12 protein-coding genes are annotated in these 18,375 nt (G+C 39.8%); 1 reads left to right on the forward strand and 11 read right to left on the reverse strand.

Features of this window, described 5'->3' with window-relative positions; all coding sequences use genetic code 11:
- Nucleotides 1-136 precede the first annotated feature (136 nt).
- Entirely contained in the window at nucleotides 137-493 is a 357-nt protein-coding gene (locus H9650_RS04520) for a response regulator (RefSeq protein ID WP_151111370.1), read from the reverse strand.
- A gap of 603 nt (nucleotides 494-1,096) precedes the next feature.
- Between H9650_RS04520 and H9650_RS04525 the strand changes: the two genes are divergently transcribed.
- Nucleotides 1,097-1,615: a DUF2529 family protein gene (locus tag H9650_RS04525; RefSeq protein ID WP_151111372.1), complete on the forward strand. Its 519-nt coding sequence runs from the start codon at nucleotides 1,097-1,099 to the stop codon at nucleotides 1,613-1,615.
- Between the two features lie 454 nt (nucleotides 1,616-2,069).
- Here H9650_RS04525 and H9650_RS04530 read toward each other — a convergent pair whose 3' ends face one another.
- From H9650_RS04530 to H9650_RS04575, 10 genes are all read right to left on the reverse strand, one after another.
- A complete protein-coding gene (locus H9650_RS04530; RefSeq protein WP_144539722.1) occupies nucleotides 2,070-3,665 on the reverse strand; it encodes a CTP synthase in 1,596 nt (531 codons plus the stop codon).
- A 144-nt stretch (nucleotides 3,666-3,809) separates the two neighbouring features.
- Nucleotides 3,810-4,370 carry a DNA-directed RNA polymerase subunit delta gene (rpoE, locus tag H9650_RS04535; RefSeq protein ID WP_191696666.1) on the reverse strand — a complete coding sequence of 187 codons (561 nt, stop codon included), beginning with the start codon at nucleotides 4,368-4,370 and terminating at the stop codon, nucleotides 3,810-3,812.
- Nucleotides 4,371-4,688: 318 nt separating this feature from the next.
- On the reverse strand, nucleotides 4,689-7,946 hold the full coding sequence (gene icmF / locus H9650_RS04540) for a fused isobutyryl-CoA mutase/GTPase IcmF (RefSeq protein ID WP_154311502.1): 3,258 nt from the start codon (nucleotides 7,944-7,946) through the stop codon (nucleotides 4,689-4,691).
- A 51-nt stretch (nucleotides 7,947-7,997) separates the two neighbouring features.
- Entirely contained in the window at nucleotides 7,998-8,633 is a 636-nt protein-coding gene (locus H9650_RS04545; RefSeq protein ID WP_191696667.1) for a TetR/AcrR family transcriptional regulator, read from the reverse strand.
- 1 nt (nucleotide 8,634) lies between these two features.
- Nucleotides 8,635-9,774, reverse strand: a complete 1,140-nt coding sequence (locus tag H9650_RS04550) for an acyl-CoA dehydrogenase (RefSeq protein ID WP_191696668.1) — start codon at nucleotides 9,772-9,774, stop codon at nucleotides 8,635-8,637.
- A gap of 158 nt (nucleotides 9,775-9,932) precedes the next feature.
- On the reverse strand, nucleotides 9,933-11,069 hold the full coding sequence (locus H9650_RS04555) for an acyl-CoA dehydrogenase (RefSeq protein WP_144539730.1): 1,137 nt from the start codon (nucleotides 11,067-11,069) through the stop codon (nucleotides 9,933-9,935).
- Between the two features lie 20 nt (nucleotides 11,070-11,089).
- The gene (locus tag H9650_RS04560) at nucleotides 11,090-11,941 is read right to left on the reverse strand and encodes a 3-hydroxybutyryl-CoA dehydrogenase (RefSeq protein ID WP_144539732.1); all 852 of its coding nucleotides are present in this window, start codon (nucleotides 11,939-11,941) and stop codon (nucleotides 11,090-11,092) included.
- The gene (locus H9650_RS04565; protein WP_191696669.1) at nucleotides 11,938-13,146 is read right to left on the reverse strand and encodes an acetyl-CoA C-acetyltransferase; all 1,209 of its coding nucleotides are present in this window, start codon (nucleotides 13,144-13,146) and stop codon (nucleotides 11,938-11,940) included. The genes H9650_RS04560 and H9650_RS04565 overlap by 4 nt, the downstream gene beginning before the upstream one ends.
- Nucleotides 13,147-13,306: 160 nt before the next feature.
- Nucleotides 13,307-15,460, reverse strand: coding sequence for a (Fe-S)-binding protein (locus H9650_RS04570; protein WP_151111386.1), 2,154 nt, complete (start codon nucleotides 15,458-15,460; stop codon nucleotides 13,307-13,309).
- A gap of 803 nt (nucleotides 15,461-16,263) precedes the next feature.
- A complete protein-coding gene (locus tag H9650_RS04575; RefSeq protein ID WP_191696670.1) occupies nucleotides 16,264-18,318 on the reverse strand; it encodes a bifunctional diguanylate cyclase/phosphodiesterase in 2,055 nt (684 codons plus the stop codon).
- Nucleotides 18,319-18,375 lie beyond the last annotated feature (57 nt).

The following is an 18,375-nucleotide window of genomic DNA, read 5'->3' on the forward strand; positions in this document are numbered from 1 at the left end:
GCCCTACTAAACGATAGTTCATAATCTATTATGCCCTATTTGTTATCCGAAAAAACCGTTTAGAGGTAACCTGCTTATTTCCAACATTATCATAACAAAAACAGGCGATGTTTTCCACTGCCTGCTCATGTGCTTGTTATTTTAGTAAATTATTCACAGCGTCCCTTACTTCAAAGATATCAAAAGGCTTGGTAAAATAAAGTGAGGCACCTAAATCCATCGCTTCTTGAATGAGGTTTAACTCTCCATATGCCGTCATCATCATAATCGGTAGATCTGGAAAGTCTTTTTTCATCTTTTTTAGAATTTGAATTCCGTCCATTCCTGGTATTTTCATATCTAGTAATACACCATTAATTGGTTTTTCTTCTACAAGCTTTAATGCCTCATAACCATTGGACGCTAAGCTAATTTCATATCCTTCTTGGGCAAACACCTCTTTTAAAAGCATTCGTATCCCAAGTTGATCATCTACAATCAATAAGTGTTTCATGAAGGAAGACCCCTTTTTTTACCGTATTTTCGCGTATTATAATATTCGCTATTAAACGTCGACTTTCCTCTTTCTTTCTTACAAATTTATTGTAAAAAGGATAAAAATCCCGTTTAAAGAGGACCTTATTAAAGACAAGAAAAGATAAAAATTTACGTAATGAACGAATATAGCATGGAATTTTTATCAATTAAGTTAAGCTGAGTAAGCATTTGCCACCAGTTTGCTCCTCACGTAACAACACAATCTCATTTACTTGTCGATGCAAATGTAAGCGTTTGCGCTTTTCTTGTTTGTCTAGCGCAAGCAGCCTTGCCCCTCGAGGTCAAATGAGTTAAAGCTCCGGTGGCTGAAGAGCTGCCTCCTCGCTTTCCCCCATTTGCTTGTCGGGGCAGATATAGGCGCTTGCACTTTTCTTGGTTGTCCAGCGCAAGCAGCCTTGCCCCTCGAGGTCAAATGAGTTAAAGCTCCGGTGGCTGAAGAGCTGCCTCCTCGCTTCCCTCATTTACTTGTCGGGGCAAACATAGGCGCTTGCGCTTTTCTTGGACAAGTAGCTATAATGAAACCAAAAATTCTTATATAATAGTTGAGAGGTGAAATTAAATGAAAATGCTCACGACACAGCTTTCTGGACTATTTCAAAGAATTGCAAGTTCCGAGGAAGAAAATATAGACGACACAGCTCGTCTACTTGCACAAGCTGCAGCTGGTGAAGGAAAAATCTATTTTGCTTCATTTGAAGAGATGGAAAGTATTTCTATCAATGCAAAGTATGCAGCCGAACCATTTCCACGTATGGAGCAATGGAAGCCTGATATCACTTTGACAAGTGCAGATAGAGTATGGATTCTCACTCGTTCCTCTACAAATGAGGAAGCGCTAGCTCTTGCTAAGAAGTTAAATGAAAATTTTATCCCTTTTAGCGTTCTAGCTAGTGAACCGGCGGAAGAAGGAAATATGCTCTTTGACCTATCTTATACATATATTTCCTTGAAAATTACAAAAGGATTACTACCCGCAGATGATGGTTCTCGACTCGTTCAACCCCATGCTTTAGCTGGATTATTCATTTACGAGGCTGTTAAGTTACAGCTGGATGAAATGATTAAGGGAGAAGAATAAAGTATTATTTCATGGAGGCTAGTTGAGAAAGCTAGCCTTCTTTTAATGCCATTTATTAAGTTATCTCAAAGTCTATTTCCAATTTTATGTTCTTTTCACCGAAGTCTCACAACTAATTTTGGATAATAATTACACAAAATTAAGCGAGAATCTTAGTATGTATAAGTGTTCATCATCTACTTTATATGCCTTGTTTCTTTCTTAATTCCTCACTTTATTTAGTTTTTTTCATATTTATATCATAACTTAAAATACATAATTTTTACATTTAATTATTGAAATTTCGAATTATAAATTATCACTATTTTTATATAACATTACATATAAACCAATATTATCCTATTACTTAGCAATTCTCAATAGGACCTCTATACCGGACTTTTTATCCTATTAAAATGAATTAAAAATAAAAAAATGCAGTTCGATTACTAGTCGAACTGCATTTTTCAAATTATTATTCTCCGACAGAAGCTTTAATAAATTCACGGAATAGTGGTTGTGGACGCTGAGGGCGTGACACAAATTCCGGATGGAACTGGGATGCTACGAAGAAAGGATGTTCAGAAAGCTCGATAATTTCGATTAAGCGACCATTTGGACTTGTCCCTGAGAATATAAATCCAGCAGCTTCGAATTGCTCACGGAACTCGTTATTGAACTCATAACGATGACGATGACGTTCATATACAAGTTCTTCTCCATATGCTTGTTGTGCCTTAGAGCCCGGCGTCAGCTTACATGGATACAATCCAAGACGAAGCGTACCACCTAGGTCCTCTACATCTTTTTGTTCTGGTAATAGGTCAATTATAGAATGCGGTGTACTTGGATCTAGCTCTGTTGAGTGTGCCCCCTCTAGGTTTAACACGTTACGAGCGTATTCAACTGTAGCTAATTGCATACCTAAACAAATTCCTAAGAAAGGTACTTTGTTCTCACGAGCAAATTTAATCGCAGAGATTTTCCCTTCTACTCCTCGATCACCAAATCCACCAGGAACAAGAATACCATCAACATCTGAAAGAATTTCAGCGACATTTTCATCATTCACATGCTCTGCATTTACCCAGTTGATTTCTACATCAGCATCAAAAGCATATCCAGCATGCTTCATTGCTTCTACAACAGAAATATAAGCATCTTGAAGCTCTACGTATTTACCTACTAGACCGATGCGTACTTTTTTTGATAAAGACTTAACTTGATCGACCAAACCAAGCCAATCTGTCATATCAGCTTCTGGTGTTTTTAGTTGGAAGTGATCCACAACAATTTGATCTAAATGCTGTGCTTGTAAGTTTAACGGAATTTCATATAGAGAGTCAGCATCGATACATTCGATTACTTCTTCTGGTTTAATATCACAGAACAATGCAATTTTATCCTTCATGTCTTGTGGTACAGGCATTTCTGAACGAACAACAATGACATTTGGTTGAATACCTAAGCTACGAAGTTCTTTTACACTGTGCTGAGTTGGTTTAGTTTTCATTTCACCAGCAGCCTTGATAAATGGAACTAGCGTACAGTGAATGTACATAACATTATTGCTTCCTACGTCACGTTTCATTTGGCGGATTGTCTCAAGGAAAGGAAGTGATTCAATATCTCCTACTGTTCCACCGATCTCTGTGATAACGATGTCAGCTTGAGTTTCTCTAGCAGCAAGGAATAAACGTTCTTTAATTTCGTTTGTAATATGTGGAATAACTTGTACAGTTCCACCATTGTAATCGCCACGACGCTCTTTTCTAAGAACAGAGGAATACACTTTTCCTGTTGTAATATTAGAATATTTATTGAGATTAATGTCGATAAAACGTTCGTAGTGACCTAAGTCTAAGTCAGTTTCCGCTCCATCATCAGTTACGAATACTTCTCCATGCTGATAAGGACTCATTGTCCCAGGATCTAGATTGATATAAGGATCAAATTTTTGAATAGTAATTTTCAATCCTCTATTTTTTAACAAACGCCCAAGAGACGCGGCTGTAATACCTTTACCAAGTGAAGATACAACCCCACCAGTAACAAAAATAAATTTAGTCATTGTCGTTCCTCCTATATATGGTGTACCAAATAATAAAAGCGCTCCTCCTGCTGGTTTTAGCAGGGGAGCGCGTATGCACATGAGTACGTCTCTTCAAAAAGAGCCCAATAAAATCTTATAGCGTTTAGATTAAGAAGTCAAGGATTATTCTTCGTCTTCATCCTCTTCGTCTAGTTCCTCATCATCTATGATTTCGAATTCATCATCATCCTCATCAATCAGGTCTTCCTCGATAACGTCTACTTCATCGATTTCCTCTTCTACAAAATCGATTGCAACGTCATCCTCTTCATCGTCATCATCATCGTCGTCGTCTTCAGTAAATTCATCGAATTCCTCTTCAAAGATGATTTCATCTTCATCCAAGTCATCAAGATCGTCTAAATCATCCACTGCTTTTGCTTTCTTCTTACGTACTTTGACTGTAGGAGCAGTTTCTTCCTCAATTTGTTCCACTGGGTACCATTCTCTTAGGCCCCATTGATTTTCAGCAATCGCAAGGAAGCGTCCGTCAATATTCATATCTGTGTAGAATTGTGGCTTACGAGCTGCCATTTCCTCATCTGTAAAGCCGTTCAAATTTTGAATTTCATCGAAAAGCTCCGTTAATGTCATCGAGTTTTTCTTATCTTCTAGTATGGCAAAACCAATATCTATTAATGATTCTTCTTGTAGTTGTGCTGTTGTCATTTCACGAAAATTCAAATCGTGCACGTCCTTTCTGTTTCCGCTTGCATACTTTCCATTATATACAAACAATTATGTTATATGCTACATTCATTTATTCTTTTTGAAAAGAGATATTTTCCTACCAACTATAGAAAACAAATAAAAAGAAAGCAAGAGTAAAGGTATAGAGGCGAGTCTTTTATTATACAGCCAAATTGTTGTTAAGAGGAGAACAATTATAACCATCATTTGTACCGGTTTTTTCATAACACTTCTCCTCTACGACTTAATAAATACATTATACTAAAGAATATAATAAAAAAGTGTCTCTAATATACTTAGAGACACTTTTTTTTACATATTTCGACGGTATTGCCCTCCAACCTCGTAAAGAGCATTAGTAATTTGACCTAGACTCGCCTTTTGAACAGTGCTCATTAGCTCTTCAAAAATATTTCCACCGCTCATCGCTACCTGCTTCAAACGGTTCAACGAGTTTTGAACGTCTGCTTCATGCTTGAGTTGGAAATCTTGAAGATTCTTAATCTGGGTTTCTTTTTCCTCTTTTGAAGCACGGGCTAGCTCCATATTGTTAATGTCATCCTCAGATGCCGGATTTGGGTTTAAATAAGTATTCACTCCGATAATTGGCAGTTCACCTGTGTGCTTCTTCATTTCATAGTACATAGACTCTTCTTGAATTTTTCCACGTTGATACTGAGTCTCCATGGCACCAAGTACTCCTCCACGATCATTAATGCGATCGAACTCAGCAAGTACTGCCTCTTCTACTATATCCGTCAGCTCATCTACAACAAATGATCCTTGTAAAGAGTTTTCGTTTTTCGACAAACCATGCTCTTTCGTAATAATCATCTGTATAGCCATCGCACGACGTACAGATTCCTCTGTTGGAGTCGTAATTGCTTCATCGTACGCATTGGTGTGTAAAGAGTTACAGTTATCTTGCAATGCCATCAAAGCTTGAAGAGTCGTGCGGATATCGTTGAAATCTATTTCCTGCGCATGAAGACTTCTGCCCGATGTTTGAACATGGTATTTTAACTTTTGGCTGCGTTCGTTGGCACCATACTTCTCACGCATGACGACTGCCCAAATACGACGTGCCACTCGACCAATTACTGTATATTCTGGATCAAGCCCATTTGAGAAGAAGAATGATAGATTCGGTGCAAAGTCGTCAATATTCATACCACGGCTCAAATAATATTCCACATACGTGAATCCATTCGCGAGCGTGAAGGCTAGCTGTGAAATAGGATTTGCTCCGGCTTCAGCAATATGATACCCAGAGATTGAAACAGAGTAATAATTACGAACCTTTTGGTCAATAAAATATTGTTGAATATCACCCATCATGCGAAGTGCAAATTCCGTAGAGAATATACAAGTATTTTGACCTTGGTCTTCTTTTAGAATGTCCGCCTGTACAGTCCCACGAACTACTTGCAGTGTCGCTTCTTTAACCTGAGTAAATTCCTCTACAGTCAAGGTTCTACCTAGCTCCTCTTCCTTTAGGCGAACTTGCTGATCGATTGCAGTGTTCATAAACATTGCCAAAATGATTGGAGCCGGACCATTGATGGTCATTGATACGGATGTAGATGGCGCACATAAATCGAAGCCAGCATATAGCTTCTTCATATCCTCTAACGTACAGATGCTGACCCCTGACTCTCCAACTTTTCCGTAAATGTCAGGTCTGTAGTCTGGGTCTTCCCCGTATAATGTTACAGAATCAAAGGCTGTAGAGAGTCGCTTCGCATCGTCATCCTTTGATAAGTAATGGAAGCGACGGTTTGTACGCTCTGGTGTTCCTTCTCCTGCAAATTGACGCTTTGGATCCTCTCCTTCTCTTCGGAAAGGAAAAACTCCAGCGGTATATGGAAATGAGCCAGGCACATTCTCCTTATATACCCATTTTAAAATCTCCCCGTAATCGACAAATTTCGGTAGAGCTACTTTAGGAATTTTCAAGCCTGATAGGCTTTCCGTACGAAGAATCGTACGAATCTCTTTATCTCGAATCTTCGTAACGAATTCGTCTCCTGCATATGCATCCTTCAAAGCATGCCAATTTTCTAGAATACGTTTAGATTCTGCTGATAATTCATCTTTAATGCCCGCTGCTAAAGACTCTAAAGATTGAATCAATGCATCCTCCGTTCTTTTTTTCTTTACCTCATCAATAGCGCCTTCTAATTGGAATAGCCTTCTCGCAAACTCAACCTGCTCTTCTGATTTCTTATGATAGCCTCTCACCGTATCTGTGATTTCACGCAAATAATAGCGACGATCGTTAGGAATGATGACATTTTGCTTTTGTGTTTTTATAAATTGCTCATACGAGGTTTCCCAATCAGTTCCCATTTTTTTATTTACGGTTTCAATCAATGCTGCAAATAATGAGTTAGTCCCCTTATCATTGAACTGGCTAGCAATTGTACCGTAAACAGGCATTTTATCCAGTTCTTCATCCCAAAGCTCGTGGCTGCGTTGATACTGCTTTTGGACCTGTCTTAATGCATCCTCTGAGCCCTTGCGTTCGAATTTATTGATAACGATTAAATCGGCATAATCTATCATATCGATTTTTTCTAATTGAGAAGGTGCCCCGAACTCACTTGTCATGACGTACATGGAAAGATCCGAAACGTTTGTAATTTCTGCGTCACCTTGCCCTATTCCACTTGTTTCAACAATTATTAAATCATAGCCTGCGACCTTCACTACATCGAGTACATCTGCAATTGCACCAGACAGCTCCGTTCGCGATCCACGAGTCGCCAAGCTTCTCATGAATACTCTCTTATTGAAGATGGCATTCATACGGATACGGTCTCCCAGAAGTGCCCCACCGGTTTTTTGCTTTGTTGGATCAATAGATAGAACCGCTATTTTCTTGTCTGGTAATTCTTGTAGAAAACGACGGATCAGCTCATCTGTCAAAGAACTTTTCCCTGCACCACCAGTGCCAGTAATCCCCAAAACCGGTGTTCCTTTTGACAAACCTTTTGCCTGTTCTAGCATACTAGTAGTGTCTTGTTCTCCAGTTTGATAGGCTTCTTCTGCTAGCGTAATTAGATGTGCAAGTACTTCTGGATTTTCCGTTGTCACGTTTTCTATTGCTTCCTTTGCGCCTGAAGCTTTCGTAGGTACGTCACATTCCATCAGCATTTGATTGATCATTCCCTGTAACCCTAGCTTACGGCCATCCTCAGGTGAGAATATGCCGGAAATTCCGTAATCCTGTAACTCTTTTATTTCCTTTGGAATGATTACTCCGCCGCCGCCACCAAATATACGAATATGTGGTGCGCCCCTTTCCGCAAGTAAATCCTTCATATATTTAAAATACTCGACATGTCCTCCCTGATAGGAAGAGATGGCAATCCCTTGAACATCCTCTTGAATAGCGGCATTAACTACCTCTTCAACCGAGCGATTATGCCCTAAGTGGATAACCTCTGCTCCGCTCGCCTGTAAAATGCGACGCATAATATTGATGGATGCATCATGCCCGTCAAAAAGGCTCGACGCCGTTACAAAACGAACATGATTTTTTGGACGATATACTTCTACCTTAGACATGTTGTTCCTCCTTGTTTGTATGAACATTTCTTATGAACTTAGGACTGACACTTAAATGATGTCCTTCGCATTACCCATCCCACTGAGTAATAATTGCACTTGTAAATCTGTAAATTGTTCAATTGAAAATTCCTTGCGGAGAGCCCATCTTCTAAAAGCCCACATTTGCCCTTGAACGACCAATGTATGAGCGTAAAGCTTAGCCTGTTCTCCGGTCAACTTAAGCTCCCCACCTTGAATACAGCCAACAATAATCTTGTGGAAGATTTCCACCATTTCCAGTTCCTTGAGTAATACATATTCGAGCGCTTGCTTTGGTAAGGATTTAGATTCCTGGTACATGACAACGAACTCATCCGACATATCATCTATCACCCCATAATAGTGATGAATCGCATTTCGTAAGTCCTCGATTGTACCGTTCTCAGGTTGGAATTTGGATAGCCTCTCGTGTACCTCATGATAAATGCTATCGCATACTAAATAGAGGACATCCTCCTTAGTACGGATATATTCATACAGCGTCCCAATACTGAAACCTGCTTCCTTCGCAATTTCTCTAGTAGTAGTACGATGAAAACCTTTCTGTTTGAATAAAGTCACCGCAGCTCGAATCATTTGCTGGCGTCTTTTTTCAATAAGATTACCGTCCTTTACAGAGGTCAGTACTTCGTGTTTTTTATCCATGCTACTTAGTCAACATACGAGAGATGACAAGACGCTGAATTTCTTGAGTACCCTCATAAATTTGAGTTATTTTTGCATCACGCATAAAACGCTCTACTGGGTAATCCTTTGTATATCCGTATCCACCATACACTTGAACAGCTTCAGTTGTTACCTTCATCGCTGTGTCTCCTGCCATCAGCTTCGCCATAGCAGACTCCTTCCCATAGGAAAGACCATTAGATTCTAACCATGCTGCTTGATAGGTCAGTAAACGAGAGGCTTCAATGGAAGTTGCCATGTCTGCTAATTTGAATGATACTCCTTGGTTAGCAGCAATCGGTTTACCAAACTGTACACGTTCCTTTGCGTAGCTAACAGAAGCATCTAAAGCACCCTGTGCAATACCAACTGCTTGAGCAGCAATCCCGTTGCGACCACCGTCTAACGTTTTCATCGCAATGATAAAACCTTCTCCTTCTTGACCTAGTAAGTTTTCTTTAGGCACTCGGCAGTTATCAAAGATTATTTCTGTTGTAGGTGATGAACGAATCCCTAGCTTCTTCTCTTTCTTCCCTACTGAGAACCCTTCAAAGTCAGCTTCCACAATAAATGCACTAGTTCCCTTATGCTTAGATTCTGGATCAGTCACTGCAAATACAACATAGATATCGGCAATTCCACCATTTGTAATGAAGATTTTAGATCCATTTAACACATAATGATCGCCATCTAATTTAGCAGTTGTTCTCATACCACCAGCATCAGACCCTGAACCTGCTTCTGTTAAACCATAGCCACCGATTTTCGTTCCTTCTGCCATCGGACGAAGGTATTTTTGCTTTTGCTCTTCGTTACCGTACTTGAAAATTGGCCATCCAGCTAAGGATGTGTGCGCTGAAAGAGTTACACCTGTCGATGCACATACTCGAGATAATTCCTCCACTGCGATACAGTACGCTAGATAATCTGAACCGATTCCCCCGTACTCCTCTGGCCACGGAATCCCTGTTAAGCCAAGCTCAGCCATTTTGTCAAAAATTCCACGGTCAAAGCGCTCTTCTTCATCACGTTCTGCAGCTGTTGGAGCCACTTCTTTCACTGCAAAATCGCGTACCATTTTACGAATCATTTCATGCTCTTCTGTTAGTTGAAAATTCATTTGAACATTCCGCCTTTTGATTTAATTTAGTTTTTGTGATTCATAGGTTAGTTTAGGTTTTGTGATATTCCATTTACTATTTGAGACTTTCAGTTTGGGTTTGGTGACAATTTGTTTTTTGTGATGTTCAAACCCTAATTTATAGCAACCATCTATTATTAATTCATCAAGTGCTTGCTAATTACGATTCGCTGAATTTCACTTGTGCCCTCATATATTTCGGTAATCTTTGCATCACGGAAGTAACGCTCTACTGGATAATCCTCCGTGTAGCCGTAGCCTCCGAATACTTGAACCGCTTCGATTGCTACATCTACTGCTGTTTTGGATGCGAATAGTTTGGCCATAGATGCCTCTTTTCCACAAGGGAGTCCCTTATCTCGCATACTTGCAGCACGATAAACTAGTAATCTAGACGCTTCTACTGCTGTCCCCATGTCGGCTAGTTTGAAGCCTACTCCTTGGTTGGCTGCAATTGGCTTGCCGAATTGAATACGCTCCTTAGCGTAGCCTACTGCTGCTTCAAAGGCAGCTTCTGCAATACCTAGTGCTTGGGTAGCAATACCAATACGGCCAGTGTTTAAGTTGGCCATAGCTATTTTGAAGCCTTCTCCCTCTTCCCCTAGTAGGTTTTCAACTGGGATTTTCATATCTTCAAAGGTGATTTGAACCGTTCTTGAGCCATGTAAGCCCATTTTTTGCTCATCTTTTCCGATGATAAAACCAGGTGTATCTTTCTCCACGATAAATGCAGAGATTCCTCGGGAACCTTGTGTAGCATCTGTGGAAGCGAATACGATATAAACGTCTGCCTCTCCGCCATTCGTGATGAATACCTTTGAGCCATTAATCACATATTCATCACCTTTTTTGACTGCCTTCGTTTTAAGAGCTCCTGCATCTGAGCCAGCAGATGGTTCTGTTAAACAAAATGCACCTAAATATTCTCCGGCAGCAAGCTTTGGAATATATTTTTGTTTTTGCTCCTCATTTCCAAAATAAAGAATTGGATTTGTGCCTACTGACGTGTGGACAGAAAGGATAACCCCTACAACTGCACTCACCTTTGATAATTCATTGATGGCGATGACGTAACTAGTAAAATCCATCTCCGAGCCACCATATTTTTCTGGGATTGTGATTCCCATCAATCCAAGCTCTCCCATTTTTTTAATAATCTCGCGCGGGAACTCCCCTTGCTCCATACGTTCTATAAATGGCTCAATTTCGGTTTTTGCAAAATCACGGACCATGTTGCGCATCATTAGTTGTTCTTCTGTGAAATGTAAATCCATCGATTAATCCCCTTTGTTTGTTATTCGTATATGTAGAAGCCTCTACCAGTTTTCTTACCTAACCATCCAGCCTTCACATATTTACGTAATAACGGGCATGGTCGATACTTGCTGTCTCCAAAGCCGTCGTGAAGAACTTCCATAATGTACAGGCAAGTGTCTAGACCAATAAAGTCAGCTAGCTGAAGAGGACCCATCGGATGATTCATCCCCATCTTCATCACGTCATCAATTGCCTCCTTCGTTGCTACGCCTTCATATAACGTATAAATTGCCTCGTTAATCATTGGCATCAATACACGATTAGCAACAAAACCTGGGAAGTCATTTACCTCTACAGGAACCTTATTTAGCTTTTTCGTCATTTCTTCAATGGCCATATAAATATCATCATTAGTTGCAAGGCCTCGAATAATTTCTACTAGCTTCATTACTGGAACTGGATTCATAAAATGCATTCCAATTACTTGCTCGGGACGATTTGTTGCTGCTGCAATTTCTGTAATTGGCAGAGAGGAAGTGTTTGTCGCTAAAATTGTATGTGCTGGTGTTATCTCATCTAGCTGTTTAAAAATAGATTGCTTGATTTCCATATTTTCGACTGCTGCTTCAATAACTATGTCTACGTCATTTGCATCCTCTAGGGAAAGTGATTTCGTGATTTTATTTAAAATGACTTGTTTTTCGTCCTCTGTCATTCTTCCCTTTTCCACATTTCGAGAGAGGTTCTTTGTAATTGTTTGAAGTCCACGATCAAAGAATTTCTCTTCACGATCATTAAGCTTCACTTCATATCCTGCCTGTGCACAGACCTGCGCTATTCCAGACCCCATTTGTCCTGCTCCGATTACCATTACCTTTTGAATGTTCATGCTAGATTCCCTCCTGTTTTTGGAACTTCAATCATGATGGCATCTCCTTGGCCGCCGCCAGAACAAATGGCTGCAATTCCAATTCCTCCGCCTCTGCGTTTCAACTCGTATGCTAACGTCAAAATGATACGAGCTCCTGACGCTCCAATCGGGTGTCCTAAGGCTACTGCTCCACCATTGACATTAACCTTGCTCTCATCAAGTCCGGCAATTTGACTGCTTACTAAAGCGACTGCAGCAAAAGCTTCATTTATCTCAAATAAATCAATCTCTTCAATTGTTTTTCCAGTCTTCTCTAGTAGACTATTAATAACAATACCAGGCGTTTGTGGAAAGTTTTCCGGTTCAATTGCAATTGCAGTGTGTCCAACTACATATGCTAACGGCTCTTTTCCAAGCTCTTTTGCTTTATCCTCATTTGTTAAAACAAGTGCACAAGCTCCATCATTTACCCCAGGTGCGTTACCTGCTGTGATAGACCCATCCTTACCAAACGCTGGTTTTAGTTTGGCAAGTGATTCAACAGAGGTATCTGCCCGAGGTGCTTCGTCTTGGTCTACGACTATTGGTTCACCTTTTCTCTGTGGAATTTCAACAGGTACGATTTCTTCCGCAAATAAACCTTCTTCAATTGCTTTCAAGGCTAAGCTATGGCTTCTAAAAGACCACTCATCTTGCTTTTCACGAGATAATTCAAATGCTTCTGCAGTAGAATTTCCGTAACTCCCCATATGGACGCGCTTTGGATGAAATGAACAGGATAGACCGTCATAAATCATCCCATCTACCATTTGCCCATCACCCATTCTTAATCCAAATCTGCCCTTTGGTAAATAGTAAGGAGCGTTAGACATAGATTCCATTCCCCCAGCAACGATCACTTCTTCGTCCCCTAAACGAATGATTTGATCTGCCAGTGTTACACTACGCATTCCAGAGGCACAAACCTTGTTAATCGTTTCTGTTTGAACTGCCCATGGGATTCCTGCCTTGTTGGCCGCCTGTCGGGAAGGAATTTGTCCTTGACCAGCCTGTAAAACTGTTCCCATGATTACTTCATCCACTTGCTCTGGGCTCACGCCTGCTTTTGCAAGTGCTTCTTTTATAACGACTCCACCTAAATCAGAAGCATTTAAAGTGCTTAGCGCTCCTCCAAACTTTCCAAAAGCTGTTCGTGCTCCATCCAAAATTACTGTTTTCGTCAATACAGCCACCCCTTTGATTTGTATGCGCTTTCAACATCTATAAAAAATAAAAATTACTGACTGAACGCTCGCTCGACTTATATTGTTAATAAAAGGGAGTGTTTCCACTCCCTACCTCAATTACTTTTAGTTTACTTAAAGTAATTGAGGTTGGCAATTATTATTGAACATTTTGTTCTTCGTTTACTTCTTCTATTTCGGTCATTGACTCACCAAAGATTGATTTTTCTAGAAGCTCTGCAATATCATATGTTCCAACTGTATCTTCTACTTCCTTAGCCTTTGTACCATCTGATAGCATCGTCAAGCAATAAGGACATCCCGAAGAGATAACTGTTGGGTTTACATCTAACGCTTGTTCTGTACGAGCAACGTTTACGCGGTTACCCACATGCTCCTCCATCCACATTAAACCTCCACCAGCTCCACAGCACATTCCGCTTTCACGGTTACGTGCCATTTCCACTAGCTTCACACCAGGGATTGATTTCAGAATTTCACGAGGTGCATCGTACACATCGTTATAACGTCCCAAATAACAAGAGTCATGGAAGGTGATTGTTTCATTTACTTCATATTTTGGTTTTAAGCGACCAGACATTACTAAATCGTAAAGCAACTCAGTATGGTGTAGAACTTCTCCACTCCAGCCAAAATCACCGTATTCATTTTTGAAAATATTATATGCATGAGGATCGATTGTGACTATTTTCGTTACCTCTGCCTTTTCAAATTCTTTAATATTCGCTGCCGCAAGCTCTTGGAACATAAATTCGTTCCCTAGTCGGCGCGGTGTGTCTCCCGAGTTCTTTTCTTTATTACCAAGAATCGCGAACTTCACTCCTGCCTCGTTCATCAAGTGAGCGAATGATAAAGCAATTTTTTGAGAGCGGTTGTCAAAGGATCCCATAGATCCAACCCAGAATAGATATTCAAACTCTTCCCCAGCTTTGGATACTTCTTTTACTGTTGGAATGTGAAGATCTGGACGAGCATCTCTCCAATTTTCTTTTTCTTTACGGTTAAGACCCCATGGATTACCCTGACGTTCAATGTTTGTCATCGCACGTTGTGCATCCGGGTTTACTTTACCTTCTGTCATTACTAAATAACGACGAAGGTCTATTATTTTATCTACATGCTCGTTCATAACTGGGCATTGATCTTCACAGTTACGGCAAGTCGTACAAGCCCAAATTTCTTCCTCAGTAATTACATCCCCGATTAATGATGGGCTATAAATATCTTCAATTACAGCACCTTCTGCGCCAGCTGCCATTGCCAACTGGTTTCCTTTTGTACCTTTGAACGCAAGAGCTGGAACCCATGGCTTTTGTTTTGTTTCTACTGCTCCAGTAAATGTTAAATGATCACGTAGCTTAACAATTAAATCCATTGGAGATAGCATTTTACCTGTTCCTGTTGCGGGACACATATTCGTACAACGACCACATTCTACACATGCATAGAAATCAATCATTTGCGCTTGTGTAAAGTCTTGAACACGTCCAACACCAAAGACTGGCATTTCTTCCTCATCCGCTTCTTCGTCCTCTTCCTCTTCAAAGTTAATCGGACGGAGTCTGCCTACTTTGTCTAAACGATGGAAGTAAACGTTAGCAGGACCAGTGATTAAGTGGAAATGCTTAGATTGTGGAATATAAACTAAGAACGTTAATAGGAACAATAAATGTACCCACCACATTACAAAGAACACAGTGATTGCCGCAGCCTCCGGAATTGCTTGGAAAACGGTTGCAATAGCAGATGCTACAGGCTCACTCCATGTTGCCTCATGACCGTGCCAAATCATTCCCATACCATTACCGATTAATACTGAAACCATTAGTCCACCGATGAAAATAAGTACTAAACCATTTTTCCATCCACGTTTTAAACGGACTAGCTTTTCAACATAACGACGATAGAACGCCCAAATTACTGCAACTAAGATTGTTAGTGTTACAATCTCCTGGAAGAATGTAAATGCTGGATATAGTGGTCCTAGCGGTAAATGCGAATCTGGTGCTAGTCCCTTCCATATAAAATCGATTGCTCCAAATTGTACAAGGATGAAGCCATAGAAGAACATGACATGGATTGCTCCACTTTTCTTGTCTTTCAGTAGCTTCTTTTGCCCAAAAACATACACCCAAATTTTTCTAAGTCTTTCCTTCACATTGTCTTCAAACTCAACTTTTTTCCCCAATTTAATGTATGCATACCTTGTTCGTAGTAGATATACAAATAGATAGGCCGCATACAGTACTACTCCGATGAATAACACCCAGTTTGCGATTAACAACGGATTCATCCCTTTTCCCCCTCTAAGATGTGCCTAATTAATAATAGAATAACATTATAATAGAATTATATGAATTAATACAATATTAAAACTGAATGAGCATTCAGTCAATAGCAAATTAAAGAATAATTGCTAAAATGAAAAATATTTTAATATAAGGATTAGATTAATTGGTTTATTAGTTAAAGTTTAGGCTGGAGTAAGAAAGGTTAGGTAGATCCTTTCAGAGGTATTTACCCGTGTATAATTTCTAGAAAGTGCTTGGGGCAAAGTATGATTGATTTTCTCTTTAGTCGGACGCTTTCCGTGGGGGGAGCGATTAGCCATCACCGTCGCTTGCGCGTCGTTTGTGATGGCTTATCTTTCTCCCTCCTCCCACTGGAGTCGCCGACTGCCGCTGCAATCAACTTTTGGATAAATGGTTGTGTTTGAATAAAAACTATTTTTGTTTAACTAATTCCATTTAAGAGATAATTCAACAAATACACTTCCTAAAAAGTGAAACCTTGGACTAAGTATGGTTGATTTGCGCTTTAGTCGGACGCTTTCCGTGGCGGAGCGATTAGCCATCACCGTCGCTTGCGTATCGTTTGTGATGGCTTATCTTTCTCCCTCCTCCCAATGGAGTCGCCGACTGCCGCTACAATCAACTTTTGGATAAATATTCATGTATGAATGAAAATTATCCTTTGTATAATTTAAATTAATTCAATTCTGATCAATTAGAAGGCATTCTAGTTATAGGATTTGAGACATTGCTTAGTCACTATTTTTTTCATTTGGAAAAAGCATCGAGTAGGAATCGATGCTTTCTAGGCTAATGCTTTAGTTGTCGCTAAATGAACTTGATTCCACAAAACTATTTCCTCGCTCGTTTGTGGCTTAGAAAAATAATATCCCTGCACGACTGGCATGATGCAGGTATTTTTTAAGAACTCTATTTGTTCCTTCGTTTCTACTCCTTCAAATACAATGGTCAATTTTAGGGATTGACCAAGCCCAATCATTGCTTCCATGATGGAAGAGTCCTTTTCAGATGCTGGAATTTCATCAATAAAGGATTTGTCTATCTTTAATGTAGAAATAGGCATCTTTTTTAAATAGGACAAGGATGAAACTCCTGTACCAAAATCATCTAAGGCTACTGATAACCCTTCCTTTCGAAAAGCTATGACCGCTTGTATTGCTTTGTCTATATTTCTGACAAAGCTTGTTTCGGTTATTTCTAACTCTAACTGGGAGGCTGACACCTTATAATGCTGCATATTGTCTTTCACCACATGGAGAAGCTTCGGTGATGTTACATATTCTCCAGGAATATTAATAGAGATTTGCTCAAAAGAGATGCCATCCTCCCTCCAGTTTGCAATCTGCCTACAGACTTGCTCAATAATCCAGTCCGTAACTCCCACCATTCGATTATGCGTTTCAAGTATAGGGATAAATACTGCAGGAGATAGAAGTCCATGTGTTGGGTGGTTCCATCTGAGCAACGTTTCAAGACCTTCTACCTGATTCCCCCTGAGAGAAACCTTCGGCTGATAGACCAAAAATAATTCACCATCTTTAATGGCACGACTAATATCATCTACTAACTCCCGTTCAAAAGTGCGGGTGTGAATGGATGGATCATAGAAAATTACCTCGTTTACGAAATTTGTAGAGGAATGGTCGATAACTGATAAAACGTTAGCGTATAAAGCAACTGCCTCCGTTTTATTGTTGGCCTCTGCAACGGCACAAACTGAAGAAAGATAAATCTTTTCACCATCAATCAAAAGAGGCTTTTGCAAATAATCGGCAATTCTCTGCATTGCTTCTTTTACTTGCGAATTATCTTTAACGTCCTTCATCAAAAAAGCAAAGCGGTTCTCCTCCATTCTATATAGTTCAGATGAAGCTGGAGCCAGTGATTTAAACTTTTCTGCTAATCGCTTGATAACTTCATCTACAAATTGATAGCTATATTCTTTATTTAGCTCCTCCAAGCCATTCAAATGCCAGATGCTCAAATACTCTGGAAACAGATGTTTCTGGAGATCCTGTTCAAATGAACGTCGGTTTGGCAGCTTCGTATAGGAATCAAAAAAATTCGTGCGGTATTCCACATAACGGTCAATTTGCCCCGATAAAAAAAGCATACCGAGCAAAAATGCCATCCCAACAGTGACTATAATAACTAAGCCTCCAATATTCTCCATCTCGTGTGCAAGTGTATGTATTGGGAAATCATTTGGCATATAAAAAGTGATAGCTGACATCCCTGTATAGTGCATGCTAGAAACAGCCAATCCCATAATCACTGCAGTACACAATTGAATCCAACGATTTTTCATATAGAGCTGCAGACTCGAAAATATATAGACTGCTATCATTGAGACTGCTACTGCGATCCCTATAGAAACTGCAAACAGTAAACGATCATAAGTATAAAAGATGTCCATTTCCATTGCATACATTCCCATATAGTGCATGGTGGAAATCCCTGTACCCATTGAGATTCCAGCTAAGACGTACATCCAAAATCCTCTTTTAGAAAGGCTCGAAAGATAAAAAGCTAAAAAGGAAGCTATCATAGCTGGTACTATAGATAAAACCGTTAGCGGTACATTGTATTTCATATGCACTGGTAAGGAAAATGCACTCATTCCGACAAAATGCATAGACCAAATTCCAAATCCCATAGCAATTGATGCAAATAACAACCAAATATATCGATGAAAGAAACCATTCCTTTGAGCTCTTCCATTCATCGCCAAAGCCGAATAAGAAGCAATAACAGCGATTAAAACGGATAATAAAACAATAGAAGCTGCATAGTCACCTTGAATGACGACCATATCACCTTCCACATAATTACGAAACATTAGTTTATCTCCTTTATACTTCTTAATAGAAAAGCGCAAGCGCCTATATCTGCCCCG

This window comes from Psychrobacillus faecigallinarum, from assembly GCF_014836595.1.
GTDB lineage: Bacteria > Bacillota > Bacilli > Bacillales_A > Planococcaceae > Psychrobacillus > Psychrobacillus faecigallinarum.